13 protein-coding genes are annotated in these 15,473 nt (G+C 72.9%); 6 read left to right on the top strand and 7 right to left on the bottom strand.

Features of this window, described 5'->3' with window-relative positions; translation table 11 throughout:
- Positions 1 to 50 precede the first annotated feature (50 nt).
- Genes ACZ60E_RS24980 through lnt form a run of 4 tightly spaced genes read right to left on the bottom strand, consistent with a single transcriptional unit; the run spans position 51 to position 5,018 of the window.
- Complete coding sequence (locus ACZ60E_RS24980; RefSeq protein WP_469443203.1) at positions 51 to 1,985, bottom strand: helix-turn-helix domain-containing protein; 1,935 nt, start codon at positions 1,983 to 1,985, stop codon at positions 51 to 53.
- A gap of 58 nt (positions 1,986 to 2,043) precedes the next feature.
- Positions 2,044 to 2,844 carry a 3-hydroxybutyrate dehydrogenase gene (locus tag ACZ60E_RS24985; protein ID WP_384798894.1) on the bottom strand — a complete coding sequence of 267 codons (801 nt, stop codon included), beginning with the start codon at positions 2,842 to 2,844 and terminating at the stop codon, positions 2,044 to 2,046.
- 60 nt (positions 2,845 to 2,904) lie between these two features.
- Positions 2,905 to 3,378 carry an NUDIX hydrolase gene (locus ACZ60E_RS24990; protein WP_384798897.1) on the bottom strand — a complete coding sequence of 158 codons (474 nt, stop codon included), beginning with the start codon at positions 3,376 to 3,378 and terminating at the stop codon, positions 2,905 to 2,907.
- Positions 3,379 to 3,404: 26 nt separating this feature from the next.
- Positions 3,405 to 5,018: an apolipoprotein N-acyltransferase gene (gene lnt, locus ACZ60E_RS24995; RefSeq protein ID WP_469443206.1), complete on the bottom strand. Its 1,614-nt coding sequence runs from the start codon at positions 5,016 to 5,018 to the stop codon at positions 3,405 to 3,407.
- A 264-nt stretch (positions 5,019 to 5,282) separates the two neighbouring features.
- Here lnt and ACZ60E_RS25000 point away from each other — a divergent pair, with 264 nt between their 5' ends.
- Entirely contained in the window at positions 5,283 to 6,308 is a 1,026-nt protein-coding gene (locus ACZ60E_RS25000; protein ID WP_469443209.1) for an O-antigen ligase family protein, read from the top strand.
- Between the two features lie 68 nt (positions 6,309 to 6,376).
- Here ACZ60E_RS25000 and ACZ60E_RS25005 read toward each other — a convergent pair whose 3' ends face one another.
- Together ACZ60E_RS25005 and ACZ60E_RS25010 are read right to left on the bottom strand one after the other, a co-directional pair.
- Positions 6,377 to 6,934 (bottom strand): hypothetical protein, encoded by a 558-nt coding sequence (locus ACZ60E_RS25005; protein ID WP_384798906.1) that lies wholly within the window; start codon positions 6,932 to 6,934, stop codon positions 6,377 to 6,379.
- Between the two features lie 142 nt (positions 6,935 to 7,076).
- The gene (locus ACZ60E_RS25010; RefSeq protein ID WP_383935999.1) at positions 7,077 to 7,862 is read right to left on the bottom strand and encodes a glutamate racemase; all 786 of its coding nucleotides are present in this window, start codon (positions 7,860 to 7,862) and stop codon (positions 7,077 to 7,079) included.
- A gap of 70 nt (positions 7,863 to 7,932) precedes the next feature.
- Between ACZ60E_RS25010 and ACZ60E_RS25015 the strand changes: the two genes are divergently transcribed.
- The gene (locus tag ACZ60E_RS25015; RefSeq protein ID WP_469443537.1) at positions 7,933 to 9,108 is read left to right on the top strand and encodes a glycosyltransferase; all 1,176 of its coding nucleotides are present in this window, start codon (positions 7,933 to 7,935) and stop codon (positions 9,106 to 9,108) included.
- A 34-nt stretch (positions 9,109 to 9,142) separates the two neighbouring features.
- Here ACZ60E_RS25015 and ACZ60E_RS25020 read toward each other — a convergent pair whose 3' ends face one another.
- Positions 9,143 to 10,462 carry a TerD family protein gene (locus ACZ60E_RS25020; RefSeq protein WP_384798912.1) on the bottom strand — a complete coding sequence of 440 codons (1,320 nt, stop codon included), beginning with the start codon at positions 10,460 to 10,462 and terminating at the stop codon, positions 9,143 to 9,145.
- 275 nt (positions 10,463 to 10,737) lie between these two features.
- Between ACZ60E_RS25020 and ACZ60E_RS25025 the strand changes: the two genes are divergently transcribed.
- The 4 genes from ACZ60E_RS25025 to ACZ60E_RS25040 all read left to right on the top strand — a co-directional run bounded on the left by ACZ60E_RS25025 (position 10,738) and on the right by ACZ60E_RS25040 (position 15,455).
- Positions 10,738 to 11,202 carry a DUF6643 family protein gene (locus ACZ60E_RS25025; protein WP_384798915.1) on the top strand — a complete coding sequence of 155 codons (465 nt, stop codon included), beginning with the start codon at positions 10,738 to 10,740 and terminating at the stop codon, positions 11,200 to 11,202.
- 46 nt (positions 11,203 to 11,248) lie between these two features.
- Entirely contained in the window at positions 11,249 to 12,073 is an 825-nt protein-coding gene (locus ACZ60E_RS25030) for an MOSC domain-containing protein (RefSeq protein WP_469443212.1), read from the top strand.
- Positions 12,074 to 12,234: 161 nt separating this feature from the next.
- Positions 12,235 to 12,840, top strand: coding sequence for an Rv1733c family protein (locus tag ACZ60E_RS25035; RefSeq protein ID WP_469443214.1), 606 nt, complete (start codon positions 12,235 to 12,237; stop codon positions 12,838 to 12,840).
- Positions 12,841 to 13,019: 179 nt separating this feature from the next.
- Positions 13,020 to 15,455, top strand: coding sequence for a right-handed parallel beta-helix repeat-containing protein (locus tag ACZ60E_RS25040; RefSeq protein ID WP_384798924.1), 2,436 nt, complete (start codon positions 13,020 to 13,022; stop codon positions 15,453 to 15,455).
- Positions 15,456 to 15,473 lie beyond the last annotated feature (18 nt).

A 15,473-nucleotide genomic window follows, 5' to 3' on the forward strand; every position in this document is an offset into this window, starting at 1 on the left:
TCCGGGCCGTCGTGCGGCGACCGGCCCCCGCGCGTCCGTGCGTGCGGGGGTCAGTGCTGTCCGGGAGGCGCCGAGGACGACAGCCGGTGCAGCCGCAAAGCCAGCTGGATCTCCAGCGCGCGGGCCGGACTCTGCCACTCGGGTCCGAGCAGCCGGCCCACCCGCTCCAGGCGCTGCGCGACCGTGTTGACGTGGACGTGCAGCTCGTCCTTCGTACGTGCCGGGCTCATCCCGCAGGCGAAGTACGCGTCGAGGGTGCGCAGAAGATCCGTGCCGCGCTTCTCGTCGTACGTGACGACCTGGCCGATGGTGCGCTCGACGAAGCCGGGGATGTCCCTGCTCCCGGCCAGCAGCAGCCCCAGGAACCCGAAGTCCTCGGCGGCGGCGCCGTCCCCCGGGCGGCCGAGGAGCCGCAGCGCGTCGAGGCACCGCTGTCCCTCGGCATAGGCCTCGGCCACGGTCTCCGGGCGCACGGCGAGATCCCGGACGGGTGCGGAGGCCCCGACGGTGACCGCCTCGTGAACGGCCGTGCCCAGGTCTCTCGCCGTGCGGCGGGCCAGCTCCGTCGCCGTGTCGCCGGGGCCGAGGGGCAGCAGCAGGACGGTGCCTCCGTCGCGGGCCGCGGCGAGTCCGAGCCGGGTGGCGGCGAGGTGGGACGCCGCGGACCACAGTCTGCGCCGGGCCGCCGCCTCCTGGTCGGCGTCCGCCACCGGGCTGTCCAGCCGGGCGGCGAGCACCACGTGGACGGAGTCGAGGTCGGCGTCGAACCGGGCCGCGCGCTCGCGCAGCAGCCGGGGGTCGCGGTCGCGGGCGTCGAGCAGGTCGTCCAGCAGCTCGCCGCGGACGCGCTGTTCGGCCTCGGCGGCCGAGCGCCGGGCGAGCAGCAGGAGCGAGGTGACCATGGCGGCGCGCTCCAGGGTGCGCTGGTCGACCGGGTCGAGTCCCGGCTGGCCGTCCAGCACCAGCGCGCCGAGCAGTTCTCCGCCGGCGGCGACGGCCGCGACCCAGTCGTCCCCGTGGCGGACGGCGTGGCCTTCGGCGCGTGACACCTCGACGGCGTCGCCGGGTGCCGCTCCCGCGTCGGCGAAGCGCACGGTGCCGTCGAGGACCTGGGAGACCGCGGCGGACACGTCGTGGACCCCGCCGCCCCGCAGAACGAGCTCGGCGAGCCGGTCATGGACGTCCGAGGCCCGCTCGATGACCCCGCTGCGGTCCCCGATGATCTCGTTGGCCCGCTCCAGGTCCGCCAGCGTCTGACGGGTCTCGGTGAGCAGGTTCGCGGCGTCGATGGCCACCGCCGCCAGGGCCGCGAAGGAGCCGAGCAGCGCGATCTCCTGCCGCTCGAAGACCCGCGCACGGCGGTCGGCGGCGAAGAGCACACCGATGACGTGCGGGCCGAGCGCGAGGGGCACGCCGAGGATCGCCACCAGCCCCTCGTCCCGTACCCCCGCGTCGATCGTCAGGGTGTGCCGGAAGCGGTCGTCCCGGAAGTAGTCGTCCGTGACGTAGGGCCGGGCCGTCTGGGCGACGAGCCCGCCCAGCCCCTCCCCCATGCCCAGGCGCAGCTGCTGGAAGCGCGCCGCGACCGAGCCCTCGGTGACCCGCATGTACGTGTCGCCCCGCGCCGGGTCGTTCAGGCTGAGGTACGCGACGTCCGTGCTCAGCAGGGAGCGGGCGCGCTGCACGATCGCCTGGAGCACGGCGTCGAGGTCGCGCAGTCCCGCCAGGTCGTGGGCCGTCTCGAAGAGCGCGGACAGCTCGGCCTCGCGTCTGCGGCGCCCCTCCATCTCCGAGCGCACGCGCAGGGCGAGCACCTTGGCGTCCTCAAGGGCGGCGATCCGGTCGGCGGCCATGCCGTCCGCACGGGCGAGCAGCACCGGCTGCTCGTACGCGTCGGCGGACGCGCCCCTGGCCAGGAGTTTCAGGTACGGCGTCTCCGCGCTCGCCTCGGAGCGCCCGGCCGACTTCGATTGATCACGGAACATGTCCACCAGGATTACCCGTCGCACCGACAGCCTGACCAGCCCTGTGGATAACTCGCGCTCAGTGCGCGGTCCAGCCGCCGTCGAGCACCAGCGAGGTGCCGGTGACGAAGGACGCGGCCGGGCCGCAGAGGTACGCCACGGCCTCGGCGACCTCCTCGGGTTCGATGAGGCGTTTGACGGCGCTGTCCTTCAGCAGGATCTCGGTCAGCACCCGCTCCCGCGGTATCCCGTGGGCGGCCGACTGGTCGGTGAGCTGTTTCTCGACCAGGGGTGTGCGCACATAGGCGGGGTTCACACAGTTCGAGGTGACTCCGTGGGGGGCGCCTTCGAGCGCCGCCGTCTTGGAGAGGCCCTCCAAGCCGTGTTTTGCCGCCACATAGGCCGACTTGAAGGCGGAGGCGCGGAGCCCATGGACAGAGGACACATTGACGATGCGGCCCCACCCCTGCCCGTACATGTGCGGCAGCGCCCCGCGGATGAGCCGGAACGGTGCCTCCAGCATCACGGTCAGCACGGTGTGGAAGGTGTCGGGCGGGAAGTCCTCGATGGGGCGCACCAGTTGAAGTCCGGCGTTGTTGACGAGGATGTCGGTGCCCGCCGCGGCGGATTCCGCCGCGTCCAGGTCGGTGAGGTCGAGGAGGTGCGGTTCGACGGTTCCCGCGAGGCCCCGGGCCTGTTCGGCGAGTGTCTCCAGTCCCTCGGCCCTGCGGTCGACCGCCCGCACTTTCGCACCGGCCGCGGCGAGCCGCAGCGCGCACGCCCGGCCGATCCCGCCTGCGGCGCCGGTGACGAGGGCGGTACGGCCGCCCAGGTCGGAGGAGGGGGCCTGGGGGCCTGCGAGGACGCTGCGCGCGGTCATGCTCCGACCCTAGGGAGCCCCTCCGGCTCGCCCCATGTGGTCACCACCCACACTTCACCCTCAGGTCGTGGTGTCGAACCACGTGGGCTCGTCGGACAGCGCCTGCTTGATCCGGACCAGCCCGTGCTCGTTCAGTTCCGGCAGCGCGTCCACGGCGAACCAGGCGACCTCCAGCGACTCGTCGTCGTTGACGCGGGCCTCGCCTCCGACGGCCCGGCACCGGATGGTGATGTCCATGAACTGGCAGATGTCGCCGTTCGGGTACGTGATCGGCTTCAGTGCCTGGACGAGAACGACGCGTTCGGCCACGCACCGGACGCCCGTCTCCTCGTAGACCTCGCGGACGGCACAGGCGGCGGGCTGCTCCCCCGGCTCCGACATTCCGGCGATGACGGCCCATTTACCGGTGTCGACGCGGCGCCCGAGCAGGACTCTGTCCTCGTCGTCGAAGACGACGGCGGTGACTCCGGGAAGCCACAGCAACTGCTGTCCGGCGCTGGCCCGGATCGTACGGATGAAGTCAGGAGTAGCCATGGACCGACCCTAACGGGCCGGTCGCGTCACCCTGCCGCGTTCCGGCGTCCACGCGCGGCCGACGTGACCGCCCAGCCGAGTCCGCCCGCGGCGATCAGGACCAGCACCATCTCGGGCGCGATGCCGAAGCGGGTGGCGGGGGTCTCGGAGGACCGCAGCGGCACCTTCTGCACGAGGGAGTCGGCCACGAACATGCCGGTGCGCTGGGTGATCCTCCCGTCCGGCATGATCATGGCGCTGACGCCGCTGGTCACCGGGACGGTGACGGTCCGGCTGTGCTCGACGGCCCGGACGCGGGACATGGCGAGCTGCTGGTACGTCATCTCGCTGCGGTCGAACGTGGCGTTGTTGCTCGGTACGGAGATGATCTGGGCGCCGTGGGTGACGGTGTCGCGCACGGCCCAGTCGAAGGCGGCCTCGTAACAGGTCGCGAGGCCGACCTGGGTGCCCGCCATGGTGAACACGCCGGGCTTGTCGCCCCGGCTGAAGTCCTGGCGGACCATCGACGTCCAGTTCTCGTTGACGGCGCCGAGGAGCGAGCGCATCGGGAGGTACTCGCCGAACGGCTGGACCTGTCGCTTGTCGTAGGTGGCGCCGGGACCCTTCACCGGGTCCCACAGGATCTGCTCGTTGTAGAGCTTGCCGCTCTTCTCCACGACACCGCCGACCGAGATGGGCGCGCCGATGGCCCTGGCCGCCTTGTCGATCACGGCGTAGGCGTCGGGGTTGCGGAAGGGGTCGATGTCGGAGGAATTCTCCGGCCACAGCACGAAGTCGGGCTGGGCCACCTTGCCCGCCTTGACCCGCGCGGCCAGCCGCTCGGTCTCGCGTGCGTGGTGGTCGAGGACGGCGCGGCGCTGGGAGTTGAAGTCGAGTCCCGCGCGCGGGACGTTGCCCTGGATGACGGCGACGGTCGCGGTGCCGTCCTCGGCGCTGTCACTGACCAGGGAGCGTGCGGCGAAGGCGCCCGCCACGGGGACGACGAGAGCGAGCAGGGCCACCGCGGCGGCCCCCCGGCGTACGACCCGCGTACGCCGTGCTTCGAGGCCCACGCGGACGGTCTCGTACAGGCCGAAGCCGCACAGGACGACCGCGAACCCGAGCACGGGGGTGCCGCCCACCGCCGCGAGCGGCAGGAAGACGCCGTCGGCCTGGCCGAAGGCGATCTTGCCCCAGGGGAAGCCGCCGAACGGCACACGCGCGCGTGCCGCCTCACCGGCGATCCACAGGGCAGCCGCCCACAAGGGCCGGCCGGGCAGCTTCGACACGGCCGCGATGCCGGCGCCGACGAGCGCGACGTACACCGCCTCGATGACGACGAGCGCCAGCCACGGTCCGGGGCCGACCTCGACGCCGGTCCAGACGAGCAGCGGCAGCAGGAAGCCGAGGCCGAAGAGGTAGCCGAGGCCGAGGGCCGCCTTCCAGGTGCGGCCGTGCAGGCACCAGGCGAGGATCGCGAAGGCCGGCAGGGCCAGCCACCACAGGGTGCGCGGCGGGAAACTGACGTACAGCAGCACTCCGGAAAGTGCCGCGGCGGCGGCCGGAAGCAGCCGTCGCGCCAGGCGAACCATGCGCGAAACGGGCCGGTTCTGCGGGTCGAGCTGTTCCGGCTCGTCTACGGGGGTCGCTGTGGCGGTCACGCGGGGAGTCTACGGCGCGTGACCACGGCGCCGACAGCGCGGCCCCCGGCGCCCGGCCGGGCGCCCGCCGGGTGCGCACGGAGTACGCACGAGGCACTGACCGGGCGTTTACCCCTCACTTGCCGCATCGTTTCTGCGCAACTCGTCCACAAACCGGCGCATCACCCGTTACGGTGTGCCGGAGCCTTCGACGTACGGGCCGTTTCCGGCCGGGCGGTCGGGGCCCGTCACAGGTCGGGGGGCGTCGGGGTGGGGTCCACGGGGATGGCTTCGGCGACCGGTCCGGCGTCGGCGCACGACAGACGCAGCGCTTCGGACGCGACGGGTGTCGTCGTGCTCGGAGCGTGCGCCGCCTGGTCCCTGATCACCGCCGCGGTGCACGGCGGGCGGCCCGAGGGGGTGCTGCTCGCGGTGCTCGCCGTGGCCGCCGGCTACGCGGTGGGGCGGATCTGCGGCGAACTGCTGCCGGTCGCCGTGCCCGGCGCGGGCGCGTTCGCCGGACTCGGGCTCGCCGTGGCCGCCCCGCACATCAATCCGGGCAGCCAGGCGACCTCACCTCTCGGCCAGACCGGCGCGACCGCCGCGCTGCTCACCCTCTCCGCGGGGGCCGCGTGCTGTGCGGCCTGGGCGGCCCGCCCGTCGGGACTGCGGCTCGCCCTGCGGCTGCTGGCCGCCGGTATCGCGGTCACCGCGGCCGTCCTGGGGTCGACGTCGGGCTTCGTCACCTGTCTGGGAGTGCTGCTCTGCTCGCTCGCCGCCGACCGTATGCGCCGCCGTGCCGTGGGGCTCGGCGGTCTCGCGCTCGCCGTGGCCCTGGTGACCGGCGCGACCTGGGCGGCGGCCGAGGACGTACTGCCGGACGGTCTGACCTCGTCCCTGGAGGGGCAGCTCACACAGCACCGCGTACTGCTGTGGCACGACGCGCTCGACCTGGCGGCCGGGGAACCGGGACTGGGCATCGGCCCCGGACGCTTCGCGGAGCTGAGTCCGACCGTCACGGAGACGCTGCCGGTCGACGGCAAACCCCACTCGGCGCCGTTCCAGCAGGCCGCCGAACAGGGGGTCCTGGGCGTGGTGCTGCTCGCCGCGGTGTTCGGCTGGGTCCTGTATGCCCTGTGGAGGTCACCGCGCGCCACCCCGGTCGTCCTCACCGCGGGCGCCGCCCTGGCGGCGCTGGCCGTGATCGCCGCGGTGGGCAACGCCCTGAGTTTCACGACGGTCACGGCGGGCGCGGGCCTGCTCGCGGGCCTGGCCACGGCGCGCCCCGCGCCGACCGTCCCTGCGGGGTAGGCGACGCACCCGCCCGAAAGAGCGCTTCCGGAGGGGACGGTTCTGACGGCGTCAGTGGTACGGCGGTGTCAGTGGGTGCGGCCCATGGCGGCGATCCTCAGCCGGTCGCGGATGACCCGTACGGCCGCCTCCGCGTTGTCCACCGTGATGGTGAACGTATGCCCGTCGCCCAGGAGGAGCACCAGCCCCTCCCCCCGTCGGACGACCACGGCGGTGCCCTGGTCGGGCCGCCAGCGGTAGCCCCAGCCGCCCCACTGGCGCGGGGTGACCCGGGGCGCGAAGTCGGCTCCGGTGATGTGCGACAGCGGGATGCGGCGGCGCGGCACACCCATGTGGCCGCAGCGCACTTCGAGGCACTCCTTGTCGACCTTCACCGCCACATGCACGAACGCCAGCGTCCCGAAGAGGACGAGGAGCCCCGCCGCGATACAGCCGACCACGGACATGGCGAGGGCGGCGATGCCCGACGTCCACGTCGAATCGACGGCCAGCTGGATACCCAGCGCCAGGCAGGCGGCGCCGATGCTCGCGAGCAGCCACTGCATACGGTTGGACGCGCGACCGTGCCAGACCTCGGTATGCGGGGCGTCGGCAGCGCCCTGTTCGCCGTGGGGGTGGTCCGTCATGCCCATGAGCGTACTCACGTTCCGCAGAGAGGGCACCTGATCGCGGACAGTGACTGTCGCGCGTGGAGGCGAAGCCTCCGCCGGGCGGGCGCCGCCGCGCGCTCGGGCCGCCGCGCGGGTCGATGGCGGGCCCGGTGGCGGGTCAGCGCGCGGGGCTGACCGCCTGGAGCAGCCGGCCCTCGTCGTACGTCAGCGCGGTGGCGGGCAGTACGCCCTCCCGGCCGCCGAGCAGCACCGTGAGCGTGCCCTGGTCGGGTGCCTGCGGGGCCGCCGCCTCGCCGGTGCGGCGCAGTGCCTGGGCGGCCACGGCGCCGGCCGAGCCGTGCAGGACGAGCGGTGCCGTGCCGGGCCGCTGGACGGCCGCGCGGATCCGCTCGGCGACCAGTTCGTAATGGGTGCAGCCCAGGACGACGGTCGTCACATCGTCGGGCGTACGCGCCGCGGCCGCCGCGATCGCGGCGTCGATGGCCGGCTGGTCGGCGTGCTCGACGGCGTCCGCGAGGCCGGGGCAGGGCACCTCGGTGACGCTCGCCCCGTCGGCGAACTCGCGGATGAGACCCCGCTGGTAGGGGCTGCCGGTGGTGGCGGGCGTGGCCCAGATGGCGAAGGGTCCGCCGCCCGCTGCGGCCGGCTTGATCGCGGGGACCGTGCCGATGACGGGAATCCCCGGCTCCAGGCGGGCCCGCAGGGCGGGCAGGGCGTGCACGGACGCGGTGTTGCAGGCGACGATCAGGGCGTCGGGCCGGTGCGCGGCGGCGGCCTCCGCGACGGCGAGGGCGCGCGCGGTCACGTCCTCGGGCGTCCGGGGCCCCCACGGCATGCTGCCGGGGTCCGAGGAGAGAACGAGCTCCGCGTCGGGGCGCAGTCGACGTACCGCGGCGGCCGCCGCGAGCAGTCCGATTCCGGAGTCCATGAGCGCGATCTTCACCCGGTCACCATAGTCGATACGGCTCAACGGGCCGCAGCGGTGGGGCAGACTGCGGCGGGTGAGCGCCCTCATGTGGACCGCTGTCGGATCGCTGGCCGCCTGGCTGTGGCTGCTGCTCGGCCAGGGCTTCTTCTGGCGTACGGACCTGCGGCTGCCGCCGCGCGGGGAGCCGGACGACTGGCCGTCCGTGTGTGTCGTCGTACCGGCGCGCGACGAGGCCGCCGTCCTGTCCGAGAGTCTGCCCTCGCTCCTCGCGCAGGAGTATCCGGGGCGGGCCGAGATCTTCCTCGTCGACGACGGCAGTTCGGACGGCACCGGGGACCTGGCCCGTGAACTGGGGCGGCGGCACGGCGGGCTGCCGCTGACCGTCGGCTCGCCCGGGGAGCCGCCCGCCGGCTGGACCGGCAAGCTCTGGGCCGTACGGCACGGCATCGGCCTGGCACGCGCGCGTGGGCCCGAATATCTGCTGCTCACGGACGCGGACATCGCCCATGCGCCGGACAGTCTGCGGGAGTTGGTGGCCTCGGCCGTGACCGGGGACTTCGATCTCGTCTCCCAGATGGCCCGGCTGCGCGTGGAGAGCGTCTGGGAGCGGCTCGTGGTGCCCGCGTTCGTGTACTTCTTCGCGCAGCTGTATCCGTTCCGGTGGATCGCCCGGAAGGGCTCGCGGACCGCTGCCGCCGCGGGCGGCTGTGTCCTGCTGCGGGCCGGCGCCGCCGAGCGGGCCCGCATCCCGGACGCCGTCCGGCAGGCCGTCATCGACGACGTGGCGATGGCGAGGGCCGTGAAGGGCTCCGGAGGCCACATCTGGCTCGGGCTCGCCGAGCGCGTGGACAGCGTGCGTCCCTATCCGCGGCTGCACGATCTGTGGCGGATGGTCTCGCGCAGCGCGTACGCCCAGCTGCGGCACAGCCCGCTGCTGCTCGCCGGCACCGTGGCGGGTCTCGCCGTGGTGTATCTGGTGCCGCCGGTGGCGCTCGTCGTGGGTCTCGTGACCGGCGCCCACCCGGCGGCGGTGGCCGGCGGACTGGCGTGGCTGCTGATGACGGCGACGTATCTGCCGATGCTGCGGTACTACCGGCAGCCTCTCGCGCTCGCCCCTCTGCTGCCGTTCACGGCCCTGATGTACCTCTTCATGACGGTGGATTCCGCGGTGCAGCACTACAGGGGGCGCGGCGCGGCCTGGAAGGGCCGCACCTACGCCCGTCCCGATGCGGCACCCGACGCGGCGCCCGAGCAGCGGTGAGCGCTTTTGCGGGACAGGGGCGCGGCCGGTCGGTTCACTTCCTGCCCGGGGTCCAGTTCATGCCCCAGCCGTAGGCGTAGTCCACGGTGCGCTGCGGGCTGACGCCCCGGTCGGGGACGAGGAAGCGCGCCTCGCGCTGGACCACGAGGTCGGTGCCGGTGTTCGTGATGAGGGCGAGCGCGCACACCGTGGAGGGCACGGTGCACTCGCCGAGCGAGAAGTCGACGGGTGCGCCGTGCAGCGGCTGGAGGGTCACCGAGGCGTCCAGGTCGGCGAAGGAACGCGCGCCTTCGTAGATGGTCACGAAGATGAGGATGCGGCGGAAGTCCCGGATGTGGTCGAGGTTGACGCTGATGTTCTCGCCGCTGGACGACGCGCCGGTCCGGTCGTCGCCGTCGAGGTGGATGAACGGGGGCTGGTGCAGCGCTCCGAACGCGTTGCCCAGCGCCTGGACGACGCCCTTGCTCCCGTCGGAGAGTTCGTAGAGGGCGCAGAGGTCGAGGTCGAGGTCCGCGTGCATGGCGATCGCCCGGCCCAGCTTGGCCTGCCATCCCGAGAACTGCTTGCGCACCGTCCAGTTGAGGTTCACGCGCATCACACCCGAGGTGCCGCCCTGCTTGGTCAGCGAGACGGACGGGGCGTCCTTGGTGAGCGTGACCTTGGTCAGGCGTACGGGGGCCGCGGGAGGGGCGGGGGGTGCCGGAGGGGCGGGCGGCGGGGTCGTCGGCCGGGGGGCCGTGACGGGCGGGGCGACGGGGGCCTGAGGCGGAGTGGCCCTGACCGGCGGGGCGACGGGAGCGGGCGGCGCCGGCTGCTGCGGCTCGTCGACGGTGATCCCGAAGTCGGTGGCCAGCCCCATGAGTCCGCTGTCGTAGCCCTGGCCGACGGCCCGGAACTTCCAGGCGCCCTGTCTGCGGTAGAACTCGCCGAGCACGAAGGCGGTCTCGACACTCGCGCCCTCGCTGTCGAAGCGCGCGACCTCGGTACCCTGCTGTGCGTCGAGGACCCGGATGTAGAGCCCGGGGACCTGGCCGAACGTGCCGCCGTCGGAGGAGGCGGCGAGGACCACCGTCTCGATTCCGGGCTCCACGCGCGCGAGGTCGACGAACAGCGTGTCGTTCACCTGGCCGCCGGCGTTGCGCTTGCCCTCGTGGCGCACCGCGCCGGAGGAGTGCGCCGGCTGGTTGTAGAACACGAAGTCCTGGTCCGAGCGGACCTTCCCGGACGCCAGCAGCAGGGCCGAGGCGTCCGCGTCGGGCACCCCGGGACCCGTCCGCCAGCCCAGCTCGACGCGCAGCCCCGTCGTCGGCACCGGAACGTTCGATCCTTTAGGCATTGACATGTCCGCCCCCATCGGGTCTCTCCGCGACGACCGCGACTCGGTACGTTCGCCCGTTCTGCGCCAACCTAATCCCCCGAGCCGCGAACGCCCATGACCGGGCCCGGAAGATCGGCGGCCGACCCGTCGGTAACCCCTCCGGAACTCGGCCTTTACACGATCCTGGCAGTCTCCGCTGCCCTTTTTCACCAAGTTCGCTCACATTGGGGGTCCCGCGTCACTGCCGACACGGAAAACAACCCTCTTATCGGTCTCCCCAACCGGCAGATCGTGGGCTTAACTTATGTCCCATGACCTCCCCCCGCTCCACCTATGGCGGCGGTTACTACTCCGCCTCCTTCCCGGACACCCCGATCTACGACTCCCTCGTGGCCGAGCGGGGTACCCCGCAGATCGCCCCGATCCGGGTTCCCGCGGCGTACGACACGGGCGGCAACCTGCCCGCGCTCCCGTCGGCGCTGCCCGCTCTGCCCGCCGCGCCTTCCCCACAGGCGCCCCAGTACGGCTACCCCCAGGCCCAGCAACCGGCTCCGCTGCAGCAGGCCGCGGCTCCCTACATCCCGCAGCAGGGCGGCGCGCCGCGCGGCTACCCGGGCCCCCAGGCTCCGCAGCAGCCGCAGCGCCCGATGAACGGCGGCGGCACGGGCTACGAGGCGATGCGTCCGGCAGCGCCGCGTCCCGCCCCCGCTGCCCCGCGCCCCGCCCCGGCGCCGTACCAGGACCCGTACAACAACCAGCAGTACCGCGGCTACTGAGGGTGATGCGGCGGAGGTTGTCCGAGCCCTCCGGCAGGATGACCTCATGGCGAAGCCGGTACTGCACTCGATCCACGTCTACCCGCTGAAGGCGGCTGCGGGGTACGCCCCGCACGAGGTCGTCGTGGAGCCATGGGGTCCGGCGGGGGACCGGCGCTGGGTGCTGACCGACGACAGGAACAGGATCATCACCCAACGCGCGTGGCCGCGGATGGCGTTGGTCCGTGTCGAAGCGCTGGCCGGCGGCGCGATCCTGGTGTCCGCGCCCGGCCATGAGCCGCTGACCGTCCCCGTGCCCGGACCGGGCGGCACCACGACGGTGGAGATCTGGAACGACAAGGTGGAGGGGGTCCCCGCCGGGGTCGCGGCGGACGCCTGGTTCAGCGGCTTCCTCGGTATCGGCGTGCGGCTCGTGCATCTCGACGACCCGGCCACCCGCAGACCCGTCGACCCGCTGTTCGCGCGGCCGGGCGAGACGGTCAGTTTCGCGGACGGCTATCCCCTGCTCGTCACGACGCTCGCCTCGCTCGACGCCCTGAACACCCTGATCGCGCAGGGCGACCGGCCCGAAGAGGGCCCGCTCCCCATGAACCGCTTCCGGCCGAACATCGTGGTCGGGGGCACCGCCGCCTGGGCCGAGGACGGCTGGTCCCGGATCGCCGTCGGCGAGGTCGTCCTCCGCGTCGCCAAGATGTGCGGACGCTGTGTCGTGACCACCACCGACCAGACGACGGCCGAGCGCGGCAGGGAGCCGCTGCGCACCCTCGCCAGGCACCGCCGTTTCGGCGACAAGCTGGTCTTCGGGCAGAATCTCGTACCGGAGTCCCCCGGTTCGGTCCGGGTGGGCGACCCGGTGCGGATCCTCGAATAGGCCTTCGTCCGGGGAACACCCGCGCCGGGCGCAGCCGTTGAGTCCGTGTGAGAAGTTCATGAGAGGCCGGCAGGAGAGGTGATGTGCCTCTCTCTTGTCCGGCCGCGCGCGTGAACGGCTCCGAGGGGGGTTATCACGGACGCGGAGGGGGGTGCGGAGCGGTGCGGGCAATCCGGGGAATCTGGCGCTGGCGGCACAACCCGCTTCGGCGTACGACAGATCTGTTCGAGGCGTGGCTGGCGTTGGGGGCACTTCTGCTGATCCTCGTCGCCGCGCCCCTGGTCGGTGTGCTGGTCGGCGGGATCGCCGGGGACGCCCTCCAGCTAGCCGTGCGGGAGCAGCGGGAGAATCACCATCCGGTGGTCGCGACCGTGATCAGGAGTTCAGACCGCACTCCGCTGGATCCCGACCCCGAGACGGCCTCGGGACGTGACTCCCACAGCCGGGTGCTGGCCCGCTGGACCGCTCCGGACGGCACCGCGCGCCGGGGCACGGCCATGGCGGACCTCAAGACCCCCGAGCGCGGCGACCACTTCACGGTGTGGACGGACGGACAGGGCCGAATAGTGGGCCGACCACTGGACACCGCGACCGCCGCGACTCACGCCGTCCTCGCCGGCTTCGGCACGGCCGCCGCCTGCGCGGGCCTCGTCGAGGGCACCCGGCGTCTGCTGGTCTGGCGCATGGTGCGGCGCAGGTACGACCGCTGGGACCAGGCGTGGTCCCAGGCGGGGCCGGACTGGGGCAGGACGGGCACGGGCAGCTGACCACCTCCGCACTTCCGGTCAACCGCGCGGCCCCGCGCACGCTACGGTGGACCGGCCGAGGTGTTCGGCACCGTCATGAGAGGCTGTTTCCCGTTCCCCGTGAGCCGAGTTGACGGCCAGGCGCTGGGAACACGGCTTCTCAGGACCCGCGTACGACAAGGTGGGGGCACAGCAGCGCCATGGCACAGGGCACGGTCCAGGTGACGCACACCGGCACGTCGCGGTGGCGGCGCCGCACAGGTGAGTACGCATCGCTCGCCGCCGCCCTGGAGGCCGCGGCCGACGGTGACGTGCTCACCATCGCCGCCGGGACCTACCGGGAGAACCTCGTCATAGAGCGGGCGGTGACGCTGCGCGGCCCCGAGGGCTCGGCCGGTTCCGTGCGCATCGCGCCCGTCGACGGCGTGCCGCTGACCGTACGTGCCTCCGCCGTGGTCCAGGACCTGCTCGTGGAGGGCCAGGACTCGGCCGCGCCCGCGCTGCTCGTCGAGGAGGGCACGCCGGAGCTCATGGACATCCGGATCGTCACCCGGTCCGCGGCCGGTATCGAGGTGCGCGGCGGCGCGCGCCCGACGGTGCGGCGCTGCACGGTGGACAACCCGGCGGGCGTCGGCATCTCCGTGCTCGACGGCGGGGGCGGGGTCTTCGAGGAGTGCGAGGTCGTGGCCGCCGGCCAGTCGGGCGTCTCGGTGCGCGGCGGTGCCCATCCGCGGCTGGAGCGCTGCCGGGTGCACCACACGGCGGGCGCGGGCCTGTCGGTGACCGGCGAGCAGTCCGCCCTCGAAGCGGTGGGCTGCGAGGTGTACGAGGTCAGGGGCAGCGGCGTACAGATCTCCGCGCGGGCCACGGCGCATCTCACGGACTGCGATGTGCACCGCACGACCTCGGACGGTGTCACGCTCGACACGGACGCCGTGCTGACGCTCGCCGACTGCCGTATCCACGACATCCCGGAGAACGCGGTCGACCTGCGCTCCCGCTCGGTCCTCACCATGACGCGGTCCACCGTGCGCCAGTTCGGGCGCAACGGCCTGTCGGTCTGGGATCCGGGCACGCGCGTGGACGCCAACCAGTGCGAGATCCACGACAGTACGGGCGACTATCCCGCGGTGTGGGTCAGTGACGGCGCGACCGTCGTCCTCGAATCGTGCCGGGTGCACGACGTGCCGGACGCCCTGTTCGTGCTCGACCGCGGCTCGCGCGCGGACGTCGTCGACAGTGACATCACCCAGGTCCGCAACACGGCCGTGTCGGTGAGCGACGGCGCCACCGCTCAGCTCGACGACTGCCGCATCCGGGACGCGGCGACGGGCGCCTGGTTCCGTGACCACGGCAGCGGCGGGACGCTCTCCGCCTGCACGATCGACGGCACACAGACGGGCGTGATCGTCACCAAGGGCGCCGATCCCACGATCGAGCGGTGCACGGTCACCTCGCCCGCGGAGGCGGGTTTCTACGTGTCGGCCGGCGGTCGCGGCAGCTTCCACGGCTGCCGGGTGACGGGCAGCGGCGGGTACGGCTTCCACGTGATAGACGGCTGCCGCGCCACCCTCAAGAAGTGCCGTACGGAGCGCTGCGCACGCGGTGGTTACGAGTTCGCGGACGCCGGAGGCGACCAGGCGGCCGGCACCGGGCCGCTGGTCGAGGACTGCACGAGTGACGAGAGCGCCCACGCGCGGACCCCGGCCCCGGAACCCGCCGTACAGACCGCGGGGCAGTCCTCGGGCCTGCTGGGAGTCATCCCGGGCCAGCGTGTCACCGAGCAGGAGCCGCTGATCGCCGCCACGGAGCCCGAGCAGCCCGCGCGCACCTCGGAGGCCGTGCTCGGCGAACTGGACCTGCTGGTGGGCCTCGACAGCGTCAAGCGCGAGGTGCGGGCGCTCACCGACATGATCGAGGTGGGCCGCCGGCGCCAGCAGGCGGGCCTCAAGGCCGCCTCCGCCCGCCGCCATCTCGTCTTCACCGGCTCCCCCGGCACCGGCAAGACGACGGTCGCCCGCCTGTACGGCGAGATCCTCGCCTCTCTCGGTGTCCTGGAGAAGGGGCATCTCGTCGAGGTGTCCCGCGTCGACCTGGTCGGTGAGCACATCGGTTCCACGGCGATCCGCACGCAGGAGGCGTTCGACAAGGCGCGCGGCGGTGTCCTGTTCATCGACGAGGCGTACGCGCTGTCGCCGGAGGACTCGGGACGCGACTTCGGGCGCGAGGCGATCGACACCCTGGTGAAGCTCATGGAGGACCACCGGGAGGCCGTGGTCGTGATCGTCGCGGGCTACACGGCCGAGATGGAGCGCTTCCTTTCGGTCAACCCCGGTGTGGCGTCCCGTTTCTCACGGACCATCACCTTCAACGACTACGGCTCCGAGGAACTGCTGCGGATCGTGGAGCAGCAGGCGGACGAGCACGAGTACCGGCTGGCGCCGGGCGCTGACAAGGCGCTGCTCACGTACTTCTCGGCGATCCCGAAGGGGCCCGCGTTCGGCAACGGCCGTACCGCGCGGCAGACCTTCGAGGCGATGGTGGAGCGGCACGCGGGGCGGGTCGCCCAGCTCGCCGAGACGAGCACGGACGACCTCACCCTGCTGTACGCGGAGGACCTGCCGGAACTCCCCTGAGCCCCGGCCGTGCCTCCT

The organism is Streptomyces sp. NPDC102514 (assembly GCF_055584525.1).

What these genes read in the sequence shown, in the direction of transcription:
- ACZ60E_RS24980 (WP_469443203.1), bottom strand. Translation starts at nt 1,985, where the DNA reads ATGTTCCGTGATCAATCGAAGTCGGCCGGGCGCTCCGAGGCGAGCGCG.
- ACZ60E_RS24985 (WP_384798894.1), bottom strand. Translation starts at nt 2,844, where the DNA reads ATGACCGCGCGCAGCGTCCTCGCAGGCCCCCAGGCCCCCTCCTCCGAC.
- ACZ60E_RS24990 (WP_384798897.1), bottom strand. Translation starts at nt 3,378, where the DNA reads ATGGCTACTCCTGACTTCATCCGTACGATCCGGGCCAGCGCCGGACAG.
- ACZ60E_RS25000 (WP_469443209.1), top strand. Translation starts at nt 5,283, where the DNA reads ATGGCTTCGGCGACCGGTCCGGCGTCGGCGCACGACAGACGCAGCGCT.
- ACZ60E_RS25005 (WP_384798906.1), bottom strand. Translation starts at nt 6,934, where the DNA reads ATGACGGACCACCCCCACGGCGAACAGGGCGCTGCCGACGCCCCGCAT.
- ACZ60E_RS25015 (WP_469443537.1), top strand. Translation starts at nt 7,933, where the DNA reads ATGTGGACCGCTGTCGGATCGCTGGCCGCCTGGCTGTGGCTGCTGCTC.
- ACZ60E_RS25020 (WP_384798912.1), bottom strand. Translation starts at nt 10,462, where the DNA reads ATGGGGGCGGACATGTCAATGCCTAAAGGATCGAACGTTCCGGTGCCG.
- ACZ60E_RS25025 (WP_384798915.1), top strand. Translation starts at nt 10,738, where the DNA reads ATGACCTCCCCCCGCTCCACCTATGGCGGCGGTTACTACTCCGCCTCC.
- ACZ60E_RS25030 (WP_469443212.1), top strand. Translation starts at nt 11,249, where the DNA reads ATGGCGAAGCCGGTACTGCACTCGATCCACGTCTACCCGCTGAAGGCG.
- ACZ60E_RS25040 (WP_384798924.1), top strand. Translation starts at nt 13,020, where the DNA reads ATGGCACAGGGCACGGTCCAGGTGACGCACACCGGCACGTCGCGGTGG.